This is a genomic window from Haemophilus influenzae (assembly GCF_003494325.1).
Lineage (GTDB): Bacteria > Pseudomonadota > Gammaproteobacteria > Enterobacterales > Pasteurellaceae > Haemophilus > Haemophilus influenzae_I.
In genome coordinates this window covers 198,526-221,689 of sequence record NZ_QQIK01000002.1, presented here as the reverse complement: position 1 = coordinate 221,689, position 23,164 = coordinate 198,526, and the positions used below count along the sequence as shown (strand labels likewise).

The following is a 23,164-nucleotide window of genomic DNA, read 5'->3' as shown; positions in this document are numbered from 1 at the left end:
CATAGGGAGATCCAATTTATGAGCTATACTTTTAGCACGTATGAAACCCTTGCATTAGCAAGCTTAGTTTTGCTATTGGGCTATTTTTTGGTTAAACGCATTAATGTATTAAAAACATTTAACATTCCAGAGCCAGTTGTTGGTGGCTTTATTGTTGCCATTGGTCTTTTAATTTGGCACAAAATTGATGGAACATCCTTTAACTTCGATAAAAATCTACAAACCACAATGATGTTAGTGTTTTTTACTTCTATCGGTTTAAGTGCCAACTTTTCCCGTCTAATTAAAGGCGGAAAGCCACTCGTTGTATTTCTATTCATTGCTGCATTATTAATCTTCGGACAAAACGTTATTGGCATTGCAAGTTCAATGGCATTAGGAATCCATCCAGCTTATGGCTTACTTGCAGGTTCAGTAACCTTAACAGGTGGTCACGGCACTGGAGCTGCTTGGGCGGATACATTTGCACATCAATTTAATCTACAAGGTGCAACTGAAATTGCCATTGCCTGTGCAACTTTCGGTTTAGTATTCGGTGGTATCATCGGTGGTCCTGTCGCTCGTTTCTTATTAAATCGCCAAAAACAAGGCGAAAATCCTGAAAATGATGAAGTTGATGACATTCAAGAAGCATTTGAACACCCAACTTATAAACGTAAAATTACTGCACGTTCATTAATTGAAACAATTGCAATGATTTCAGTATGTTTATTAATTGGTCAATATTTAGATGTACAAACAAAAGGTACTGCACTCCAATTACCAACTTTCGTATGGTGTTTATTCACTGGTGTTATTGTCCGCAATATTTTAACCAACATTTTCCGTTTCCAAGTAGCAGAATCCGCTATTGACGTATTGGGTAGCGTAGGCTTATCCATCTTTTTAGCAATTGCTTTAATGTCATTAAGACTTTGGGAACTTGCAGGTTTAGCAATTGACGTATTAATTGTTCTGGCTATTCAAGTAGCATTTATGGCTGCCTTTGCAATTTTCATTACTTATCGAGCAATGGGTAAAGATTACGATGCCGTCGTATTAAGTGCTGGACACTGTGGTTTTGGTTTAGGCGCAACCCCAACAGCAATCGCAAATATGCAAACTATTACCAGCCGTTTTGGGCCATCGCACAAAGCATTTTTAATCGTTCCAATGGTCGGAGCATTCTTTATCGACTTAATCAACGCTGCGCTATTAAAAGTTTCATTTGCAGTTGTAAATATGCTCGCGTAAAGTGCGGTTGAAATTGACAATGTTTTAGAGAAATGCCTTTATCTTGAATTGATAAAGGCATTTATTTCAATATAATCAATTATTTCAGCTGCAATATCAATCCCACTTGTTTTTTCAATCATTTCTAAGCCAGGGCTTGCATTCACTTCTAAAACCAATAATCCATTTTTTGAACGAATTAAATCCACGCCAGCTACATCTAAACCGATAGCTTTTGTTGCTTGAATGGCTATCTGATTTTCTTCATCGCTTAGGGTAATTTTTTCGGTTTTTCCGCCACGATGGCAATTCGCCCGAAACTCACCATTTTGCCCAATTCTCTGCATCGTTGCTATCACTTGATCACCCATCACAAAACAACGAATATCCGCATTGCCCGCTTCTTCGATAAAATCTTGCTGCAGCATAGATATATTGGTTTGCTTAAAAGCTTCCATAATGCTCACCGCACTTTGTGGTTTTTCAGCTAAAATTACCCCAATTCCTTGTGAACCATTTAGCGTTTTTAAAATTGTCGGCGAACTGATATGAGGTGTCGTCGCCTGAGCTTGCACTTCACTGCCACCTAAAAGTGAATTGGGAACAGGAACACCAGCCTTCAGCAAAAGTTGCAAACTTTTCCACTTATCACGTGCATTTAAAAATGCCTGAGATGAATTTAAACAAAAAGTCCCCTTGCCTTCAAAATGCTGTAAGACTGAGCATCCCATTTGTGTACTTGTTGTGCCAAATCGAGGCAAAATAGCATCATAATCAGGCAATAAATAAGGTTTCGACTCTGAATTTTCTTGATAAAAAATCTGAAAGTGCGGTGGATTTTGCGAGAGTTTTAAGAAACAGTGATTCGGATCTAAAATATCCATCTCATGCCCTTGATGTTTAGCCGCTTCTTTTAAGCGTTGGCAACTATAAAGACGAGGTTCTCGGCAAAGCATTAGTAATTTCATAATATTTAACTCATTGTCTACGATGTTCCGTATATTACACGAATAAAAACGCTTTATGTAGATGATAAAAATCAGTAGAATTACCTAGAATTTTAACTCAAAAAAGGAAATCTTATGTTCGTTGTTATTTTTGGTCGTCCTGGCTGCCCTTACTGTGTACGAGCAAAAAACCTTGCTGAAAAATTAAAAGGCAAAGTTGCTGATTTTGACTATCGTTATGTGGATATTCACGCAGAAGGCATTACTAAAGAAGATTTATCAAAATCTGTTGGTAAACCAGTAGAAACCGTACCACAAATCTTTATTGATGAAAAACCAATTGGTGGTTGCACTGATTTTGAAGCATTAATGAAAGAACAATTTGGTATCGTTGCTTAATTTTTCTTTTTAATTTATACAAAAAAGCCACTTTCAATCGAAAGTGGCTTTTTTCATAGAAGAGTTTTAACCGTTATAACGTTTAAAAATTAATGTCGCATTTGTACCACCAAAACCAAAGCTGTTTGACATGACAGTTTGTAATCCTGCATTTTCTTTCGTCTCAGTAACGATGTTGCAACCTTCAGCGGCTTCATCTAAGGTTTCGATATTAATACTTGGTGCAATAAAATCATTATCCAACATTAATAACGTGTAAATTGCTTCGTGTGCACCCGCAGCACCTAAAGAGTGACCAGTCATTGATTTAGTTGAAGAAATCGCTGGGATTTTGTCACCAAATACATTTTTGATTGCACCTAATTCTTTCACGTCACCTACTGGTGTAGATGTACCGTGTACATTGATGTAATCAATTGGGGTATCGACAGTTGCCATTGCTTGTTTCATACAACGCTCTGCACCTTCACCACTTGGTGCAACCATATCGTAACCATCAGAAGTTGCGCCATAACCTACAATTTCAGCGTAAATTTTTGCACCACGAGCAAGTGCATGTTCTAATTCTTCCACAACCACAACAGCACCACCACCTGCAATAACGAAACCGTCACGATTTGCGTCATAAGCACGAGATGCTTTTTCTGGCGTTTCATTGTATTTAGTTGAAACTGCACCCATTGCATCAAACTCAGTAGCACATTCCCAAGATAACTCTTCTGCACCACCAGCAAAAACGATATCTTGTTTGCCTAATTGAATTAATTCAACCGCATGACCAATACAATGTGCAGAGGTTGCACAAGCAGAACTCATAGAATAATTCACACCACGAATTTTATAAGGTGTTGCTAAACAAGCTGAAACACTTGATGCCATTGTTTTCGTTACAGCGTAAGGACCAATCGCTTTTACACCGCGAGGGCCACGAACCGCATCACAAGCCACTAATTGATTATGTGCAGACCCCGTACCTGCGCCAATCACTAAGCCAGTACGATCATTAGAAACTTGATCTTCTGTTAAGCCTGCATCTTCAATCGCTTCACGCATAGAAAGATAAGCATAAGCCGCTGCATCACCCATAAAACGGAACACTTTACGATCAATGTGCTCGCTTGGGTTTAATTTGATTGTTCCGGCAACATGGCTACGCATATTCATTTCTACAAACTCAGGCACAACTTCAATACCTGATTTCCCTGCTTTTAATGAAGCCAATACTTCTTCTTTGTTGTTACCGATACTTGAAATAATCCCAAATCCTGTAATTACAGTTCTTCTCATTGCTTCTTCCTTATTGTTTTATATGTAAAAATAACGACTCAAAATTACTATGAAATAAAAATATTTCAAGCAATAATTCATTTGTTCGACCAGTTCAGAAAATCGCGTTATTATACGCAAATTTCATTAGGCAAGAAAGGAATAAAAAATGACCTTTAGCGTCCAACATGCTGAGATTCACTTCAACCAAAACCATATTCCCGTCTCAGATCAATTCGATGATGTCTATTTTTCTAACGAAAATGGATTGGCAGAAACCGATTATGTTTTTCTACAAGGTAATCAACTTTGGGAACGTTGGATAACACACAAAGACGCTAATTTTGTCATCGCTGAAACAGGATTTGGTACAGGATTAAATTTCTTTGCGGTAACCAAATTGTTCCGTGAATTTCGCCAGCAACACGAGAATCATCCTTTAAAACGCCTAAATTTTATTTCCTTTGAAAAATATCCGCTAAAAATCACCGCACTTTCGCAAGCACATCTTGCCTATCCGCAGTTTGAAGATTTAAGCGCTCATTTGCAACGTTATTGGCCTTCATTAATTCTAGGTTGTCATCGTATTCATTTTGAAGAGACAACCTTAGATTTATGGCTTGGTGATGTATCAGAAAACTTGCCACAACTTGGCGATTATATGAATGAACGTATTGATGCTTGGTTTTTAGATGGCTTTGCGCCGAGTAAAAATCCTGAAATGTGGAATGATGATCTCTATAACTTAATGTTTCGTTTCACGAAACCCAATGGTTCTTTTGCCACTTTCACCGCAGCAAGTGCAGTCAGAAAAGGACTTGAATCCGCAGGCTTTAACGTGACAAAACGTAAAGGCTTCGGCAAAAAGCGAGAATGTTTAAGTGGGTTAAAAATACAATCAAAATCTACCGCACTTTCAACACCTTGGTATCTTGCTCAGCCTGCGAAAATGGAAAAACAAGATGTCGCTATTATTGGCGGTGGTATTGCCTCTCTTTGTGCTGCCATTTCTTTAATAAAACGTGGGGCAAAAGTCACCATTTATTGTGAAGATGACGCGCTCGCACTTAATGCCTCAGGCAATAAACAAGGTGCATTTTATCCGCAACTTAGCGATGATAATGCGCGTACCATTGATTTTTACCTGCACGCTTTCAGTTACGGTCGCCAATTACTTGATTGGGCAATCGAACAAAACATAGTGTTTGAACACGAATTTTGTGGCGTGGCACTATGTGCTTACAACGAAAAAAGTGCGGTTAAATTAACAAAGATTTCTCAGCTTGGTTTACCGAACGAAATCTTCCAAATGCTGAGTGCTGAACAACTCAGTGAAAAAGTGGGATTACCGCTTAATTGCGAAGGCGGTTGGATTGAACAAGGGGCTTGGCTTGCACCAAGACAATTTGTTCAAAATGCCTTTTCATTTCTTGAAAAGCAGGGTGTCGTCATTAAAACCGCACAAAAAATTACCGCACTTTCTCAAGAAGAAAAAGGTTGGGAACTAAAAAATATGCAAGGTCAAAAATACTGCCATGAAGTCGTCATTCTTGCGAACGGATATAAAATTACTGATTTTGTTCAAACAGAAAAGCTACCGCTCTACCCTATCCGCGGGCAAGTCAGCCAAATTCCAACATCAGAAAACTTACTCAAACTGAAATCTGTGCTTTGTTATGATGGCTATCTTACTCCAGCCAATCAATTAAAAACCTCACATTGCATCGGTGCAAGCCATGTTCGTGATAATGTTGATCGCCATTTTAGCGAACAAGAACAACAAGAAAACCAACAAAAACTCCAACAAAATATCGCCCAACCTTGGACTCAAGATGTGGATACATCAGGTAATCTCGCTCGTGTAGGCATCCGCTGCTCTGTAAGAGATCTTGCCCCAATGGTGGGAAACGTGCCTCATTTTGAACAGCAACAAGCGGGTTATTACAATCTATTTAACCTCCGCCGTCGTAAACAACCTATTCAAAGTGCAGCCAATTTTCAGAATCTTTTCTTAATCGCAGCCTTAGGTTCTCGTGGGCTTACCTCTGCTCCACTATTAGGCGAAACCTTAGCTTCAATCATTTATGGCGAGCCATTACCAATAAGCGAAGCCATATTACATAATCTTTCAGCTAACCGAGCTTGGGTAAAAAAGTGGTTGAAAGGTTCAAAAGTTGAATAAATTCATAAGATTCAGAGCCTTACAAAAATAACTTTAACGTGTTAAAATCAAACAAAATTTAAATATAAAAATGAATACAAAAATGCTATGCAATCAATCAATCAATCAATCAATCAATCAATCAATCAAATTGTAGGATTTGTTAAAACTTGCTACAAGCCTGAGGAAGTATTTCATTTTCTTCATCAGCATTCCATTCCTTTTTCCTCCATTGGAGGAATGACTAATCAAAATGTTCTACTTAATATTTCTGGAGTTAAGTTTGTATTACGGATCCCTAATGCCGTAAATTTATCACTTATAAATCGAGAATATGAGGCATTCAATAATGCTCAGGCATATCGTGCTGGCTTGAATGTAGAAACTCCCGTATTAGATGCCAAAAGTGGCGTAAAACTGACTCGTTATTTAGAAAATAGTAATACTTTAAGCCAGATACAATTAAACGAACAAAGTTGTTTGTCTCAAGTTGTGAATAATTTATATCGTTTACACAATAGTGAATTTGTTTTTCGTAATGTATTTAGCGTATTCGATGAGTTTCGCCAATATTTTTCATTGCTAGAAAACAAATCCGCTTTTTATCAAGCTGATTCGAGAATGGATAAACTTTCAGCTGTATTTTGGCAATTTGAAGAAATCAATAAAGAGATAATTTTACGTCCGTGCCACAATGATTTAGTCCCTGAAAATATGTTATTACAAGATGATCGGCTATTTTTTATCGATTGGGAATATTCGGGCTTAAATGATCCGCTATTTGATATAGCTACTATCATTGAGGAAGCTCATTTATCAAAAGAAGCTGCTGATTTTCTATTAGAAACCTATTGCAATCAGACAAATAAATATCACAAGACAGAATTTCAAATCGCTCACAAACGGTTAAAAATCCATCGTTTTTGCCAAAATGTATTGTGGTTTTTATGGACAAAAGTCAAAGAAGAACACGGCGAGAATTTTGGCGATTATGCGTTAAAACGCTTAGACGCAGCATTTAAACTGTTAGAGGAATTGCCATAATGCGTGGCTATCTCTTTGGCATACTGTCCGCTGTATTTTGGGCATTATCTGGACTGTTGTATAATGAATTGCCATTAAGTGAATATACTGCGTTAGGGAAAGTAATTTCATTACTTTTTTTAATTGATTTTTGCTCGTTATTAGTTATCGGCATCACATTATGGCGAAAAAGTGCGGTAGATTTTCAAGGCGTTTTTTGGCAACCTGCGTTATCTGGCATATTAGGCGGACCAATGGGAATGTCTGCCTATTTATTAAGCATTCATTATTTAACAATCTATTATGCTGCACCGCTTTCATCTCTCTTTCCTGTTTTCGCTGCGTTAATGTCTTATTGGATTCTAAAAGAAAAAATTACCAAAACAGCCCAATTCGGATTCGCCTTGGCTATTATTTCTTCTTCGTTGCTTGCTATTGAAGTAGGACAAGAAATAACCTTTAATACTATCGGTTTTATTTTTTTAATAATTTGTATATTAGGGTGGTCATCTGAAATAGTGATATCCTCCTATACAATGCGTTCTCTCTCTGGACTTCAGGTGTATTTTTTAAGACTATGTGGTTCAACTATTGGTTATTTATTGATTCTATTTATTCTTTCCTTGAAAAATTTCTCACTAGATATACTTAGTTTTAATTATGTACAAATTGCTGGTGTAATAATCTTTGGGGCATTATCTTACTGCTGCTATTACCAAGCGATTTATCTGTTAAAACCAATCAAAGCAATGGCATTAAATATCACATATTCTGTATGGGCAATTGAACTTGGTTATCTTATCTATCAACAGCCAATTAAGCCCATTACCTTACTGCTTACCTTATTATTAAGTGCAGGAGTGATCGTTACACTTTATTACAAAGGGGAACAAAAATGAATGCAATCATTTTAGCAGCAGGATTAGGCAGCCGATTTAAAGACATCACACAAAGCACACATAAATCATTGTTAGATATTCACGGCACACCTAACTTGGAACGAACACTGGCGTTTTTACAGCAAGCGAATATTGATAAAATTGTCATTATTACTGGGCATTTGCACGAACAATTCGAGTATCTAAAGAAAAAATATGACTGCACCTTGATTTACAACGAAAAATATCACGAATATAACAGCATTTATTCCTTTTCTCTGGCACAAGACTTCTTTAATGATTGTTATGTTATTGATGCGGATGTAGTGCTTAATCGTAATATTTTTCTAACGAAACCATCACACAGCAAATATTTCACAGTTATTCGTTCGGACACTCATAATGAATGGCTACCGATTTTAAATAGTAATGGGCAAGTAATGCGTATTGAGATTGGATCATTAAACCAGCCTAGCTTGTCAGGGGTATCTTATTGGACAACTCGGGATTGCAATATCATTCTAACTTTGCTCAAAGAATACACAAGTGAAGTGCGGTTAAAAAATCCAAAACTTTATTGGGATACCATTCCGATGGAATATATAGATAAATTAAATGTTCATACAGAGCAACTTAACCGTGATGATATATTTGAGATGGATAACCTTGATGATTATCAGCATATTTTACAAAAATTGACACCAAACAAGGAAAAATAATGAAAAAATTGACTCTCAGAGAACAACAACTCGTTTGTCTCGATATCTTAGATTATTTCCACGCTCTATGTGAGAAATACCAAATTCACTATTCTCTTGGTGGTGGAACATTAATCGGTGCTATACGCCACAAAGGCTTTATCCCTTGGGACGACGATATTGATGTATATATGCACCGCGATGAATATCAAAAATTTGTTGATGTTTGGTTTCAAGAAACTCACGAATACTACAATATGGAAACGGCAGAAGATATACTTGCTCAATATACCGGTGAAATGGCAAAAATTTTCGATTGTCGCACTCAAATAACAGATGCTAAGGGAAGAAAAAGCCCAATGTTTATGGATATATTTATCTATGATGGCGTACCGAATGAACCAAAGATCATCTACCCACTGATGAAAAAGCATCGAAGAATTAAACTTCGATTTTATTCTTGTAAGAAAAGATGGTTAAGATCAAAAGAAAATACTTTGCAAAGAACGATACTTGGTAAATTAAGCCACTTTTTATTTTCCAAAATGCAAAAAAATTTAGCACAATTCCAAATAAAATATCCGATAAAACAATGCGATTATATTGGTCTTGTATTATCTGACTACGGTGGTTGGCAAAAATCTTATATGCCGAAAGAATATTTTAATCACATTGTTTATAAAGAATTTGAAGGACGACAATTTCAAGTAATGAATGGATATCACGAACACTTAACGCAATATTACGGCGACTATATGCAACTTCCCCCTGAAGAAGACCAAAAGCCACATCATATTCAAGAAGCGTATATTTTGTAAGCGAAAGGGCAGATTTAATTCTGCCCTTGTTCAATTATTACTGAACCTTTCCACAATTCAAGCAATACAAATATTGACCTTTAGGATCATTAAATTTAGTTAATACATTCAATTCTTTTTGTAATTTTTGAATTGGAGCTGGCAGACCAAGCCATTTAGCTAACTGTTCTTGCGCACCTTTTTTAGTATCGCGCAATAAGGTGCTAATTAAACTCACATTATCATCAGTGAACCATTCCACGCTAAAATCTTGTACGGCAGTATCTTGGCGTTGATTTACTAATTGCTCTGCTTTATTAACTGCTTCATTAAAAGAACCAATCTCATCTACCAAACCATTTTGGAATGCATCACTGCCTAACCAAACCTGACCTTGAGCAAGTTTATCTACTTGTGTTTTAGAAAGCTGGCGACCTTTGCTGACAATTTCTAAAAATCGGTCATAACCATGCTCAATTTCTGTTTGATAAATATCTTGTACGGGTTTTGCTAATGGAGAAAACGCTGATGTATTAGCTAATTCAGTGGTTGAAACACCATCTGAACTCACTCCGATTTTCTTTATGCTATTTTCAAAAGTCGGGAACATCGCGAAAATACCGATAGAGCCTGTAATAGTGTTTTCATCGGCAATAATATAATCTGCAGTGGATGAAATCCAATAACCGCCAGATGCTGCCATTGCGCCCATAGATACGATGACAGGCTTACCGATTTTCTGTAAATTTTCTGTTTCTTGACGAATAATTTCAGAAGCAAAAGCACTACCACCTGGTGAATTAACTCGTAAAACAACGGCTTTCACTGAGTTATCATCTTGAGCTTTACGGAGAATTCGCGCAATGGTGTCGCCACCTGCATTTTCTTCATCACTTTCCCCATCGATAATCGCTCCCTCCACATTCACAACCGCAATTTTATTCGGTACGTTGTAATGTTCTAAGCGATCAGGCAGTTGAGTCAAATAATCATCAAATTCGATAAGGTTCGCTTTTCCATCGCTTCCTTTGCCAAAAAGTGCGGTGAGTTTTTTATCTAAATCCAAACGAGTTACAACGTCGGTTACTAATCCACGTTGTTGGGCATAAGCGGTACTATTGCCTTTTAACGCTTTAAGATCCGATAAATATTGTTTCGCATTCGGCAAAACGTTATCTTTCTTAATATTACGATTTTCGCTGACGGATAAAACATAATTATTCCACATTTCGCCTAACCAACGCTGCATATTTGCTTTTGCCTCAGCCGACATATCGTTGCGTAAAAATGGTTCTACCGCTGATTTATAAGTCCCTACGCGGAAAATATGTGGTGTAACGGCTAATTTGTCGAGCATTTCTTTGAAATACAAATTCTCTTGCGATAAACCGTGAATATCCACGCTTCCAATTGAATTTAGATAAATTTCATCAGCAAAGCTGGCTAAATAATATTGCCCTTGGGAATAATTATCCGCATAGGCAATTACTGGTTTTCCTGCATTTTTAAACTGGCTGATAGCCCCACCAATAAAATCTAATGCAGGCAAATCTGCCCCTTCAAAATAATTAAGATCAAGCACTAATCCTTTAATTTTAGGATCATCTTCCGCTTGTTGAATGGCAAATACCACGTCAAAAGTCGAGATTTTTCGAGGAACACGCTCGCCATTCAATTCGCTTAACGCATCTTGCCAACGAAGTGTTTCATCTCGGTTGTCCGCTAAATAACCATCTAAATTGAGCAATAATGCCCCTTCCCCTGTTAATGTTGTAGATTTTTTCCCGCCACTTGAAAAGCTAATAATCGCCACTAGCAGCAATACAAAACCTAAAAACACGACATTCATCACAAGATCACGAATGAAACAAAGTGCTTTCCAACAGAATTTTAATACTCGAAACATACAAATTACCTTTAAAAAAATTTGCCCTAGCGTATCACAAAGCCTTGCCAAAAACTATGCTATAATCTACCGCACTTTTATTCATAGGGAATAATAAAATGGATGCACTTACACTTTTAACCACAAGAAAATCAAACAAAAAATTGACCACACCTGCGCCTAATACAGAACAGCTTGAGCGTATTTTCGAAGCAGCAATGCGTGTGCCAGATCACGGAAAATTACATCCTTATCATTTTATTGTAATGGAAAACGAGAGCTTAAATAAATTGGAAACGTTACTTAAAGCTGCCGTTGTAGAATTTGATCTTGGGGAAGAAAAATTGATGAAAGCCGAAAACCTAGCACATCGCGCACCAATGGTTATTGGTGTGGTATCAAAAATCGATCCAACTATCGTTAAAGTGCCAGATTGGGAACAAATGCTAAGTGCGGGCTGTGCAACTTACGGAATACAACTAGCTGCACAAGCACAAGGATTTGATAACGTGTGGATTTCAGGGAAATGGGTTAATGGCAGTGCATTACGAGAAGCTTTCGGATGTCGTGAACAAGATCGTGTGATTGCCTTAGTTATGATTGGCACAAGCATAGAAAAAGCAGAACGTGAATGCCGTATTATCGATACAAAAGATTTTGTAACCTATCTATAAAATATTGCTTTCCTCAAGACTTAGAGGAAAGCAAAATATTGCCTACTCTTCTTCCAATTCATCCGCCATCGCCGCCAATATTTCTCGTGTAAGAAGGGCCAATGCACGATAAAAAGGCAAAGTTGCTTGCGTTTCTACTTGAGTTAAAAACTTCGCTGCACAAGGCAGTAAAAAAGTTTCAAAGAATTCTTGTTGAGCCACTAAAGAATCCGAATTATCTTCAAGCCAAGAGGCTGTGAGCAATAATAAAGCAAAATGATCCGTACTTTCCACCTCTGGCATATTGCGTACAAGACGAAAATTCACAAATTCTTCAACATCAATGCCATAAGCTGAAATAGCCGTCATCACTTTCCCATTCGCACCAAATAATTTTTGATACTCTTCGTTCAACAAATTGAGATCGATTTTAACTTGCAAGCTATTCAGCGCTAATTCACTTTCTTTATCAGTATCTAACGCCCAAACTTGACTCAAACCTTTTTGTTGTAACCAAACAAATGCGTCAGCGAGTACTTTATCTGTTGGAGAACGATAAAAAAGATTACCGAATAATCGACTAATTAATGAAAAATTATTAATTTGTTTTTCAGACATTACGCTTTTCCTTTAAAAGTGCGGTCAATTTTGCTTGAGTTTTTTGAGCGGCAAGTTCAATCATTGCTTTACGCGCCTTATCATCAATTAAATGAATATCTCCAAATAATTCAAACTCGACATTTTCAATGCCACAGTAATTAAACAATCCATTAATTAAACAATGATTAAGCGATTTATCCACACCAAATTCTTTATATTTATCAACATTACTGCCAATCGTAATAAATTGCTGCATTTGCTTATTTTTGAGCAACCCCACTGATTCGCCGTTTTCTGTTTTATAGGCAAAACCGTGACTTAATACGCGATCTAAATATCCTTTCAAAATTGATGGGAACCCCATCCACCAAAGGGGATAAACCAACGTAATTAAATCTGCTTGAAGAATAAAATCATGCTCTTGCTGAATATCTTCTGGAATAATACCTTTGTTAGCATTCTGCAATTCTTCATGAGATAAAATTGGATTGAAATTCATTTCATAAAGATCACGAAAAAATACATTTACACCATTTTCTTGACTAATTTGCTCAATACGATTGGCAATCGCTCGCCCAAAACTACGCACTGAATTAGGATGAGCAAAAATAATTAAGTGATTCATTTTTCTTACCTATTTGTAGGGAAATAAAACGTGACAGAAGTCTATCAAAATAGAGCGCACTTTGCATATAAAATCACATAAAAAAAGCGGGCATAGCCCACTCTCTTATTTGCATCATCATTATGCTGCGTTTTTACGTTCTTCTTCCATACATACTGCCGCAGTAAATAATACGTCAGTTGATGAGTTTAATGCTGTTTCAGTTGAGTCTTGTAAGATACCAATAATGAAACCAACACCGATCATTTGTGCTGCTACATCATCAGAAATACCAAATAAGCTACATGCTAATGGGATTAATAATAATGAACCGCCCGCTACGCCAGATGCACCACAAGCACAAAGTGCTGCAACAATACTTAATAAAAGTGCACTAACGAAAGAAACTTCTAAGCTTAGTGTATGAACTGCGGCTAAAGTTAAGATAGTAATAGTAATTGCCGCACCCGCCATATTAATGTTCGCACCCAATGGAATAGAAACAGAATAAGTTTCTTCATCAAGATTTAAGCGTTTTGCTAATTCAATGTTCACTGGAATATTTGCTGCAGAACTACGGGTGAAGAATGCAGTTACCCCACTTTCGCGTACACAAGTCCACACTAATGGGTAAGGATTACGACGGATTTTCCAGTAAACCAAAATAGGATTTACAACAAAAGCAGTAAATAACATCGTACCAATTAATACAGCAAGTAATTGCACATAACCGCCTAATGCGACTAAACCTTTATCAGATAAGGTTTCAGCCACTAAACCGAATACACCAAATGGTGCAAAAGAAATAATCACGTGAACAATTTTTGATACGCCTTCTGCAAAATCTGATAACACATTTTTAGTTGCATCAGATGCATGACGTAAAGCCAAACCTAAACCAATAGACCAAGCTAATACACCAATAAAGTTTGCTTTGAAAATTGCATTTAATGGATTATCTACCACATTCAAAATTAATGTTAGCAACACTTGACCAACGGCTTGTGGTGCAGAACTTGAATCTTCTTTCGCAGCCAATACCACTTCCGTTGGGAATACGAAACCAGCAATAACAGCAACAAATGCAGCTAAGAATGTGCCTAAAAGGTAAAGCACAATGATTTCTTTCATATTGCTTTTCGTACCAATTTTACGGTTTGCAAGGGCAGCCATAACAAGAAAGAAAATTAAAATTGGTGCAACGGCACGCAGAGCTTTTACAAAAATCGTACCTAATACGCCAACTTTTTCAGCAAGATTAAAACCAATGGTTTCTTGTAATGGTGCTGAAATCAATGCAACAACAATACCAAGAACCAAGCCAGCGGCAATTCGTTTTACCAAACTACCCTGAAATAACAGACTAAATAGACGTGATGTGTTCATATTTTTATCTTTCTTTTAGTAAATTTAACTTCAGATTGTTACCAATCCACCTAGGGGGAATTAAAGATAGCGTAAAATTTTGATGAAAGAAAATATTTTTATTATTTTTCACTCTAAAAGTGAACTTTTTTCTAAAGTTATTAGATATTCTCTAAAAACATACTTATAAAAAAATTTTTTATTTAACCTATTGACACCCTGTATGAAACATCAGTAAAATTTAACTGTACAAAAAAACAAGGTAAAAGGTTATTTATCCATATTATTTAACGGGAGATAAGAGAATGAACAACCAAACTTTGGCTACACAATATGAAATGGATTTTTCTTATAATCCACAGCCTTTTTTCAGTGATATAGAAGATAACCTTAAATTCAACAAAAAATTAGATTTAAATCTTTACTGTATCAAACGTCCAAAACAAACTTGTTTTATTCATATAACTAACCCAAATATGTTGGCTTGGGGAATTGAAAGCGGCGATATGTTAGTCGTCGAAAAAAATGACGATCTTTATTCTGGTGATCTTGTTGTGCTAGAAGAAAATAACGAATTTCATGTCTATGAATTTATGGCGCATAGCGACAATTACCTTTTTATGGCATTGGATTCCACTACACCAAATATAAATACAAAAGATTGGTCAAATTTACCTATTATCGGCACCGTAACCAATACGATTCATCAAATCAAACGTCGCGATAAAATGAAATGGGCAGCGTAGTTAAAAGCAAATAAAAAAGTGCGGTGAAAATCAACCGCACTTCTATCTAGTATCTAGATTATATTTCAATTAATTACTCGTCGCTTTACGTCTAGCAATAACTGCATCAGAAAGTTGTTGCAATAATCTTTCAGAATCTTCCCATCCAATGCACGCATCCGTAATACTTTGTCCATAAGTCTGCGCTTTGCCATCAACTAAATCTTGACGACCTTCCACTAAATGGCTTTCCACCATTACGCCAAAGATTTGTTTAGAACCAAATGCAATCTGATTACATACGTCTTGGCAAACATCCATTTGCTTTTTATATTGTTTACTGCTGTTTGCATGGCTAAAATCAACCATAACGTGTGGAATACGCCCTGTTTTTTCAATATCAGCACAAACTTTTTCTACATCTTCAGCACTATAGTTAGGACCTTTATCTCCACCTCGTAAAATAATATGGCAATCTTCATTCCCTTTTGTAGAAACAATTGCAGAATGACCAAATTTAGTGACAGATAAGAAATAGTGGGGAGCTTCCGCCGCACCAATTGCATCTAAAGCGACTTTCACACCACCATTAGTGGCATTTTTAAACCCAACAGCACAAGATAAACCTGAAGCCAACTCACGATGAACTTGTGATTCTGTTGTTCTAGCCCCAATCGCCCCCCAGCTCATAAAATCTGCCAAATACTGAGGTGTAATCATATCTAAAAACTCGCCCGCTGCAGGCACACCAAGATCATTAATATCTGAAAGTAATTTCCGTGCAATACGCAACCCATCATTTAAACGATAAGTATCATTCAAATATGGATCATTAATTAAACCTTTCCAACCCACCGTTGTACGCGGTTTCTCAAAATACACACGCATAATAATTTCAAGGCTATCTTTGTATTTTTCACGTAATGGTTTTAAACGAGTCGCATATTCAATGGCAACTTTCGGATCATGAATAGAGCAAGGCCCAATCACGACTAATAAACGATCATCTTTACCATGAATAATATTATGTGCCTCATGACGAGTTTGCTTCACTAACGCCGCAGCCTGTTCACTTGCTGGGTATTTTTCTAATAAGGCAATGGGTGGTAACACCTGATCGACTTTTTCAATTCGCGTATCGTCGTTTGCCACGACAATTTCAATTTTCTCTTTAGCCATATATCACTCTCAAACTTTCAAATGTTGTGTTTAAATTATGTAGCTAATCTACACTTATTTTTGTACTAGTAAACTAGTTCGATATGTTTTTTTGGAATAAAACCTACGAATTCCCTATTAAACTATCTTTACAACTCTCTTGCAAGCTGAATAAAACGAAATAATTAAGTAAATAAAAGATAAAAAAATACCGCACTTTTGTGCTGTACTCTCGAAATTAATGGCTACTTAATACTTGTGCAGGTTGTAATTTAGCAGCTCGGCTTGCTGGATAAAGGCTTGCCATTAAACTCAATGCAAGTGCTGCAACTAAAACCATCAAAACATCCAACCAATGCAACTCGCTTGGCAAGAAATCCACAAAATACACATCGCCCGATAATAATTTCTTACCGATAACCCACTCAATGCCTTGAATAAAAGTTGTAAGATTTAATGCAAGTATAATGCCTAACACAATTCCAATTAAGCAACCTTTCATTCCTGCCTGTAAGCCATACCAAATAAAAATACGTTTGATAAACGCGTTATTTGCTCCAAGCGTACGCATAATGGCAATATCGCCCTGCTTATCTTTTACTGCCATAATCAGCGTAGAAACAATATTAAAACACGCAACACCGATCACAAGCACCATTGCGATATACATTACGGTTCTAATAAGCTGAATATCGCGATACATATAACCAAATTTACTAATCCAATTTTGCATATATAGCATCTGCGGATAATCATTAAGCATTGATAAATCCAGATTTCTCACAGAAAAAGGATCATCTAATTTCAATTCAACACCTGTAATTTGATCAGGTTGATAAGTCAAAAAGGTTTGTGCTTGAGCAAGCGGCAATAAGGCATAACTATAATCAAGCTGACCATCTAAGCGTAAAATAGCGGTAACTTGCACTGGCTCACGAGTTGGTTGAGCAAATTGTTCATCGCCGTTTTGCTGAGAAATAAGCAAGGTAATCCAATCCCCTACTTTTACATCAAGTTCTTTAGCGATACCCGCTCCCAAGACTAATCCGCCTTCTTTCTCAAATTTGTTCCAACCTTGCTCTTGTACAAAATTGCCAATTGAACTTACCTTATCTTCTGCTTGTTTTTCAACACCTTTGACCTGAACAACTTTCAATTTTGAGCCATTTTCTACCAATGCCGTAAAGCTAACAAAAGGAGAGATTCCTTTAATTTGTGGATTTTGTTGTAGGCGTTTTTCTAAATTTTGCCAATGATGAATTGTGGGATCTTTCGCTTGAGGCGCAGAAAAAATCTCAATATGCGGCACGACTGCCAAAATCCGTTGATTAAGCTCACGCTCAAAACCATTCATCGCACTTAAACCAACAATTAAAACTGCAACACCCAATGCAATACCAATTGCAGAAAATTTTGCAATTAACGCGACTAAAGGATTTTTTTGTTTGCCACGTTGATAACGCCAGCTAATAAAAAACGGCGTATTCATCACGCCCCCTCCTTCAAAAGACCATCTTGCATAACTAAACGGCGTGATAATTTTTCCGCAAGCCCCATATCGTGAGTGACTAATAAAAAAGCAATATTTTGCTCTTGATTAAGTTGTTGAATCAGCTCAAAAATACTTTCAGTGGTCTTATGATCGAGATTTCCTGTGGGTTCATCCGCTAAAACTAACGATGGATTATTCACTAAAGCACGCGCGATAGCCACACGCTGACGTTCCCCGCCAGAAAGCGCAGAAGGACGATGGGTAATTCTATGACTTAATCCCACCGCACTTAGCATTTTTTCGGCACGATCTTTCGCTTCTGCTTTATTTTGATGACCAATCAACATCGGCATCATCACATTTTCAAGTGCGGTAAAATCCGCCATCAAATGATGGAATTGGTACACAAATCCTAAATAACGATTACGCAAAGCAGCTAATTCATTAGCCGATGCTTTTTGCAAGGATTGTCCATTAATAAACACTTCCCCACTACTTGGCTGATCTAAGCCACCCAAAGTATGTAATAAAGTACTTTTCCCTGAACCAGAGCTTCCCACAATCGCAACCAATTCTGCAGGTTCCATAGAAAAAGAAACGCCTTTTAACACTTGCGTTTGATTTTCGCCTTCTTGATAAAATTTATTGATATTTTCGCATTTTAATAAATAGTTATTCATTTTTTACTCGTTTTAACCGCACTTTAGCGGCAGATAACACCATCAAAAACTTGCACGAGTCTATCACACTTTTCCTTGAGCTTAAATTTCAATACACCCAAAGTATTCAAATCCTGTTTCAGGAAAATGTTTTTCAAGATAACGTTTTAAATAGCGTTGGGTTTCTTGACTAATAATAGGATCATATTCTGGGTAACCGTTATACATTACACTTAATACTGAAATACCTCGAGTACGACAAGCCTCTAAACTTAATAATGTGTGGTTTATACTGCCTAGTTTTCCCGATGTCACTAAAATTAAAGGGTAATTATTTAACTGGATATAATCCAACGTCGTCGCCTCTTCACAATAAGGTACCATTAAGCCACCAGCACCCTCCAATAGTACATAATCATATTTTTCTGCCAAAAGTGCGGTAGATTTTTCAATGATTTTTGCTTCAATTTTTCTACTTTCTCGCTTTGCAGCTAAATGTGGCGAACAAGGATATTCAAAAACATAAGGGCAGGTTTCGCCTTGTAAATCTTCTTCCGTTAAATCAATCCCTTGAATCTTTCGATGCACAAGTAAATCATCAGCGATATTTTTACAACCTGTTTGAATCATTTTTTGTGTAATCACGGAACAGCCTTGTTCCATCAATTTTTTAGCATAAATGCCTGTAGCAATCGTTTTTCCCACATCAGTATCAATGCCAGATATAAAAATAACCTTGCTCATAAATACGCCTTACTAATTTCAAGCACGAGAATAACGTGCGATAAAAAACAATGGATGATAAGTTAACCGCACTTTGCCCGACGGTATACTGAACGCCGACAAGTAATCGCCAATAAATCCATTGAGATTTTTTCTTGTCCAATTTTTTTGGTTCGTGGCTGTTACGCCTGTATATTTAAGGTGTTTGAGTACATCTAACGGCGTATCAAAGTCTAGTATTACCTTAAAATCCTCACACCATAAAAGCTCAAAATCTTTGGCCAACCAAGTCTGCCATTGGGATAAAGTCGGGTAATTTAAGCCTATATTTGTGATCTGGCGGACTTCTTTTAAATTGTCTTCGCCAAAGGTTGCAACCGCCAATAATCCGTTTGTTTTCAAGCCTGTTTTGCAATGGGCGATAAAAGCGTCGGGTTGGTGAAACCATTGCACGGCGGATGCGCTTGCGATTAAGTCAAATTGTTGCAAAAAAAGGAAATGTTCGGCATCGCCGCAATAAAAATCAAAGGATTGCGGCAATTTTTCAGCCAGTTGGGTCTGCACGTCGCACAAATCATTAAATAACCAATAATCTGCTGAAATCTGTTTTTGCAACAATGAACTCAACATACCAGACCCGCAACCAAGCTCCAAAACACTATCTAGTGACCCATTTGGTAAATAATCTTGCAAATGTGTCATTAACTTAATATTCATTTTTTGTTGAATTAACGCATGTTCATCATAGCTATTTAAGGCTTTTTGGAAGGCGTGTTGAATACGCGATTTATCTACGGAAGTTAATGATCCCATAATGCCGACCAGTGGCTAAATCTTGAAAACAGATAATGCTCACCCTCTATTTCCTGAACTGCACAACGCAATGCCCAATATTGGTGCTGATTAGCTGGCGTAAAAATTTTATCGCGAGAACTAACCCATGCATTTGTCCAGTGAATAAGATCTGTGCGTTTATCCTGCTGAATCATCGCAAAAAGTGCGGTGAGTTCTTGATGAATTTTGTTAAATGGTCGTGCAGAAAATTGTTGATAACGTTCAAAAGATACTTTGTCACCACAAATTCTACGTTCAAACTTTGAACGAGTATTTTCTGTGAGATTATCTAACGTACCTTTAAAAATAGCATAGGGAATACCAAAGCTATCATCACAAGGTAAACCTGTGCCATTCACTGCTGTTGCTGATTGTAAGGTGATTCCTTGTAATACTCGCTCTGCCGCCCAAACGCCCATAGACCACGCCACCAAACGGATGTGCCGATAGGCAGAAAAATCAAAATCTAACTTCAAATCTTGATAATCGTAGCAAATTAATAAATCATGATCTGTTGGCAAAATCAAATGAGCTACAGCATCAAGAGGTGTCCCCCAGCCAGCAAAATAAACTATTAAATGCTCACCTTGATGATCATAAAATTTCGTTTTCACATTATTTCCTTATAAGCATGCCACAAACTGTTTCACTTCATCCATTGTCATATCTGCCGTCAAAGACAATCGTATTCTGGATGTACCTTTTGGTACTGTTGGTGGTCTAATCGGCAAGCAATAATAACCTTGCTCTTGCAGATCTTTCGCCTTAGCAAGGGTCGCTTCGTTCTCGCCTAAAATATAGGGAACGATGCAAGTTTGGCTTGGCATTATTTGGGTTCTATGCTCCACTTCTTGGCGTAAAAATGCACTTAACTGCTCAAGATGCGTTCTTTCTTTTGAGAATTGCGGCAATCGTTCAAAAATAAAATAAGTCCAAGCCACATTAAAGGGCGGAAGTGCGGTTGAAAAAATCAATGGACGCATTTGATTAATCAAACATTCTTTTAATATTTGATCACAGACGACATAAGCCCCCATTGAAGCTAAGGCCTTGCCAAAAGTGCCAACCAATAAATCAATTTCGGCAATCAGATTATCCCGTTCGGCAATACCCAATCCGTTTTGCCCATAAACACCGATGGCGTGGGCTTCATCCACATAAAGATAAGTATTGGGAAATTGTTTTTTTAATTGAACAAGCTGTTTCAAATCCGCCACGTCGCCGTCCATACTGAAAACAGATTCGGTAACGATAAAAGTGCGGTCAAATTTTCCGACGTTTTTTTCAAGCAGATTTTTCAAATGTTCATAATCATTATGACGATAACGAAAGAACTCACATTGGCTTAAACGAATGCCATCAATCATGCTGGCATGCACTAATTTATCTGCCAAAATTAAACTTTTTGTTGTGGTCAAAGCAGGCAAAATGCCGATATTGGCGTGATAGCCGCTGTTAAATAATAACGCGCTTTCCCGTTGGAAACGTTGTGCGACAAGCTCTTCCAAATCGGTATAAATAGGAAAATTTCCCGTTAATAAACGAGACGAAGAACTGGTAAAAGAAGGGAAATTATCGCTATATTGCTGTAAAAAAGACTGGCGCAAGTTTTCATTTGATGCCAAACCTAAATAATCATTAGATGACATATTCAGCATTTTGCGATTTTCTCGCATAATATATCGTCCTTGATGAACTAAGTCTGGAATTGAACGATATTGATTTTGTGCGCTAAGCTGTTCCAGTTGCTGTTTGAAAGCATCCATTTTTCATCCTAATGTTCATATTCCTGAATTAAAGCCAGAATCATGCCTTCCGTTAATTTCTGAAGTTCATCATCTTTAATCACAAATGGTGGCATAACATAAACCAATTTTCCGAAAGGTCGAATCCAAACACCTTGTTCCACAAAACGTGGGACTAAAGTTTTCATATTTACCGCACTTTTCATTTCAACCACCCCAATCGCCCCTAATGCACGAACTTCTTTGACGTAATCTTTTTCAGCTAAAGGCGAAAGCTGTTGTTTTAAGGAATGCTCAATTCTCTGAATATTTTGCTGCCAAGGGCTTTCCAACAATAAACGGATAGATTCTGTCGCAATTGCACAAGCCAACGGGTTTGCCATAAAAGTTGGCCCGTGCATAAAGCATTTAGCCTCACCGCGACAAATAATTTGCGCAATGTCAGTGGTCGTAATAGTTGCCGATAAAGTTAAATAACCACCCGTTAATGCTTTACCGATACACATAATATCTGGCGAAATGCCTGCGTGTTCAGCTGCAAATAATTTTCCTGTTCGACCAAATCCCGTGGCAATTTCATCAAAAATTAGCAATATACCATATTGTTTACAAAGCGCTTGCGCTTTCACTAAATAAGTTGGCGAATAAAAATACATACCGCCCGCACCTTGCACAACCGGTTCTAAAATCAGTGCGGCGATTTCATTACCTTTTTTCTTAAGTAAATCAGCTAAAGGTTCAATGGCACAATCATTCCAAGATTCATTAAATGGAATGTTGGGTTGAGGAAGAAAATACTGCACGGGTAAGCTATGATGAAATAAATGATGCATCCCTGTGGTTGGATCACACACTGACATTGCATTCCAAGTATCGCCGTGATAACCAGAACGAATAGTGGCAAATTTTTGTCGTTGCACTTCTCCTTTAGCGTGCTGATATTGAATAGCCATTTTCATCGCTACTTCCACTGCAACAGAACCACTATCAGCAAAAAAGATCTTATCTAATCCATTGGGCAAAATTTGTACCAATAATTGAGCTAATTCCACCGCTGGGTCATGGGTAAATCCGCCAAACATAATATGGCTCATTTTTGCTAATTGATTCTGTGCCGCCGCATTTAAACGAGGATGATTATAACCGTGCAACGCCGCCCACCAAGAGGACATACCATCAATCAAACGACGACCATCTTTTAAAGTTATCATCACGCCATCAGCACGTTCCACCGCATAAAGCGGCATATCAGAAGAAACTGAAGAATAAGGATGCCAAATATGTTGTGTATCAAAAGCTAAAAGTGATTGTTCATCCACCATTTATTTACCATTAAAAAC

At 37.2% G+C, this 23,164-nt stretch carries 23 protein-coding genes; 9 read left to right on the top strand and 14 right to left on the bottom strand.

Annotation, left to right across the window (positions count from 1 at the left end):
* The first annotated feature begins 18 nt into the window (after positions 1–18).
* Positions 19–1,233, top strand: a complete 1,215-nt coding sequence (gene gltS / locus DV356_RS04310; RefSeq protein ID WP_112101819.1) for a sodium/glutamate symporter — start codon at positions 19–21, stop codon at positions 1,231–1,233.
* A 38-nt stretch (positions 1,234–1,271) separates the two neighbouring features.
* Here gltS and DV356_RS04305 read toward each other — a convergent pair whose 3' ends face one another.
* Positions 1,272–2,180: a RimK family alpha-L-glutamate ligase gene (locus DV356_RS04305; protein WP_118806566.1), complete on the bottom strand. Its 909-nt coding sequence runs from the start codon at positions 2,178–2,180 to the stop codon at positions 1,272–1,274.
* Between the two features lie 114 nt (positions 2,181–2,294).
* Here DV356_RS04305 and DV356_RS04300 point away from each other — a divergent pair, with 114 nt between their 5' ends.
* Positions 2,295–2,558 carry a GrxA family glutaredoxin gene (locus tag DV356_RS04300; protein WP_105894423.1) on the top strand — a complete coding sequence of 88 codons (264 nt, stop codon included), beginning with the start codon at positions 2,295–2,297 and terminating at the stop codon, positions 2,556–2,558.
* A gap of 66 nt (positions 2,559–2,624) precedes the next feature.
* Here the strand turns inward: DV356_RS04300 and fabB are convergent, their stop codons facing one another.
* The gene (gene fabB / locus DV356_RS04295; protein ID WP_005655138.1) at positions 2,625–3,845 is read right to left on the bottom strand and encodes a beta-ketoacyl-ACP synthase I; all 1,221 of its coding nucleotides are present in this window, start codon (positions 3,843–3,845) and stop codon (positions 2,625–2,627) included.
* A 148-nt stretch (positions 3,846–3,993) separates the two neighbouring features.
* Between fabB and mnmC the strand changes: the two genes are divergently transcribed.
* The 5 genes from mnmC to licD all read left to right on the top strand — a co-directional run bounded on the left by mnmC (position 3,994) and on the right by licD (position 9,402).
* The gene (mnmC, locus tag DV356_RS04290; protein WP_118806565.1) at positions 3,994–6,006 is read left to right on the top strand and encodes a bifunctional tRNA (5-methylaminomethyl-2-thiouridine)(34)-methyltransferase MnmC2/FAD-dependent 5-carboxymethylaminomethyl-2-thiouridine(34) oxidoreductase MnmC1; all 2,013 of its coding nucleotides are present in this window, start codon (positions 3,994–3,996) and stop codon (positions 6,004–6,006) included.
* Between the two features lie 87 nt (positions 6,007–6,093).
* Complete coding sequence (licA, locus tag DV356_RS04285) at positions 6,094–7,029, top strand: phosphorylcholine kinase LicA (RefSeq protein WP_118806564.1); 936 nt, start codon at positions 6,094–6,096, stop codon at positions 7,027–7,029.
* Entirely contained in the window at positions 7,029–7,907 is an 879-nt protein-coding gene (gene licB, locus DV356_RS04280) for a choline transport protein LicB (RefSeq protein WP_118806563.1), read from the top strand. The genes licA and licB overlap by 1 nt, the downstream gene beginning before the upstream one ends.
* Positions 7,904–8,605, top strand: a complete 702-nt coding sequence (locus DV356_RS04275) for an NTP transferase domain-containing protein (protein WP_118806562.1) — start codon at positions 7,904–7,906, stop codon at positions 8,603–8,605. Before licB ends, DV356_RS04275 begins: the two co-directional genes overlap by 4 nt.
* The gene (gene licD, locus DV356_RS04270; protein ID WP_118806561.1) at positions 8,605–9,402 is read left to right on the top strand and encodes a lipopolysaccharide cholinephosphotransferase LicD; all 798 of its coding nucleotides are present in this window, start codon (positions 8,605–8,607) and stop codon (positions 9,400–9,402) included. The genes DV356_RS04275 and licD overlap by 1 nt, the downstream gene beginning before the upstream one ends.
* Positions 9,403–9,439: 37 nt before the next feature.
* Here licD and sppA read toward each other — a convergent pair whose 3' ends face one another.
* On the bottom strand, positions 9,440–11,287 hold the full coding sequence (gene sppA, locus DV356_RS04265) for a signal peptide peptidase SppA (RefSeq protein ID WP_118806560.1): 1,848 nt from the start codon (positions 11,285–11,287) through the stop codon (positions 9,440–9,442).
* Between the two features lie 98 nt (positions 11,288–11,385).
* Between sppA and DV356_RS04260 the strand changes: the two genes are divergently transcribed.
* Positions 11,386–11,940, top strand: coding sequence for an NAD(P)H nitroreductase (locus DV356_RS04260; protein WP_118806559.1), 555 nt, complete (start codon positions 11,386–11,388; stop codon positions 11,938–11,940).
* A gap of 42 nt (positions 11,941–11,982) precedes the next feature.
* Here DV356_RS04260 and DV356_RS04255 read toward each other — a convergent pair whose 3' ends face one another.
* From DV356_RS04255 to sstT, 3 genes are all read right to left on the bottom strand, one after another.
* Complete coding sequence (locus tag DV356_RS04255) at positions 11,983–12,537, bottom strand: TorD/DmsD family molecular chaperone (protein ID WP_118806558.1); 555 nt, start codon at positions 12,535–12,537, stop codon at positions 11,983–11,985.
* Complete coding sequence (locus DV356_RS04250) at positions 12,530–13,144, bottom strand: NAD(P)H-dependent oxidoreductase (protein ID WP_112087689.1); 615 nt, start codon at positions 13,142–13,144, stop codon at positions 12,530–12,532. Before DV356_RS04250 ends, DV356_RS04255 begins: the two co-directional genes overlap by 8 nt.
* A 120-nt stretch (positions 13,145–13,264) precedes the next feature.
* On the bottom strand, positions 13,265–14,509 hold the full coding sequence (gene sstT / locus DV356_RS04245) for a serine/threonine transporter SstT (protein ID WP_118806557.1): 1,245 nt from the start codon (positions 14,507–14,509) through the stop codon (positions 13,265–13,267).
* Positions 14,510–14,793: 284 nt separating this feature from the next.
* On the opposite strand from sstT, the gene DV356_RS04240 reads away from it, so the two are divergent.
* On the top strand, positions 14,794–15,234 hold the full coding sequence (locus DV356_RS04240) for a LexA family protein (RefSeq protein WP_118806556.1): 441 nt from the start codon (positions 14,794–14,796) through the stop codon (positions 15,232–15,234).
* Positions 15,235–15,303: 69 nt separating this feature from the next.
* Here DV356_RS04240 and aroG read toward each other — a convergent pair whose 3' ends face one another.
* The 8 genes from aroG to bioA form a co-directional block, all read right to left on the bottom strand.
* Positions 15,304–16,392, bottom strand: coding sequence for a 3-deoxy-7-phosphoheptulonate synthase AroG (gene aroG / locus DV356_RS04235; protein ID WP_005687779.1), 1,089 nt, complete (start codon positions 16,390–16,392; stop codon positions 15,304–15,306).
* A gap of 217 nt (positions 16,393–16,609) precedes the next feature.
* Positions 16,610–17,860, bottom strand: coding sequence for a lipoprotein-releasing ABC transporter permease subunit LolE (gene lolE, locus DV356_RS04230; protein WP_118806555.1), 1,251 nt, complete (start codon positions 17,858–17,860; stop codon positions 16,610–16,612).
* Positions 17,860–18,543 carry a lipoprotein-releasing ABC transporter ATP-binding protein LolD gene (gene lolD, locus DV356_RS04225; protein ID WP_005656856.1) on the bottom strand — a complete coding sequence of 228 codons (684 nt, stop codon included), beginning with the start codon at positions 18,541–18,543 and terminating at the stop codon, positions 17,860–17,862. The genes lolE and lolD overlap by 1 nt, the downstream gene beginning before the upstream one ends.
* Positions 18,544–18,624: 81 nt before the next feature.
* Positions 18,625–19,266, bottom strand: a complete 642-nt coding sequence (gene bioD, locus DV356_RS04220; protein WP_118806554.1) for a dethiobiotin synthase — start codon at positions 19,264–19,266, stop codon at positions 18,625–18,627.
* Between the two features lie 18 nt (positions 19,267–19,284).
* Positions 19,285–20,058 carry a malonyl-ACP O-methyltransferase BioC gene (gene bioC, locus DV356_RS04215; protein WP_118806553.1) on the bottom strand — a complete coding sequence of 258 codons (774 nt, stop codon included), beginning with the start codon at positions 20,056–20,058 and terminating at the stop codon, positions 19,285–19,287.
* A complete protein-coding gene (locus DV356_RS04210; RefSeq protein ID WP_118806552.1) occupies positions 20,046–20,693 on the bottom strand; it encodes a DUF452 family protein in 648 nt (215 codons plus the stop codon). Before DV356_RS04210 ends, bioC begins: the two co-directional genes overlap by 13 nt.
* Positions 20,694–20,702: 9 nt before the next feature.
* Positions 20,703–21,845, bottom strand: a complete 1,143-nt coding sequence (bioF, locus tag DV356_RS04205; protein WP_118806551.1) for an 8-amino-7-oxononanoate synthase — start codon at positions 21,843–21,845, stop codon at positions 20,703–20,705.
* Positions 21,846–21,853: 8 nt separating this feature from the next.
* Entirely contained in the window at positions 21,854–23,146 is a 1,293-nt protein-coding gene (bioA, locus tag DV356_RS04200; RefSeq protein ID WP_118806550.1) for an adenosylmethionine--8-amino-7-oxononanoate transaminase, read from the bottom strand.
* Positions 23,147–23,164: the final 18 nt, after the last annotated feature.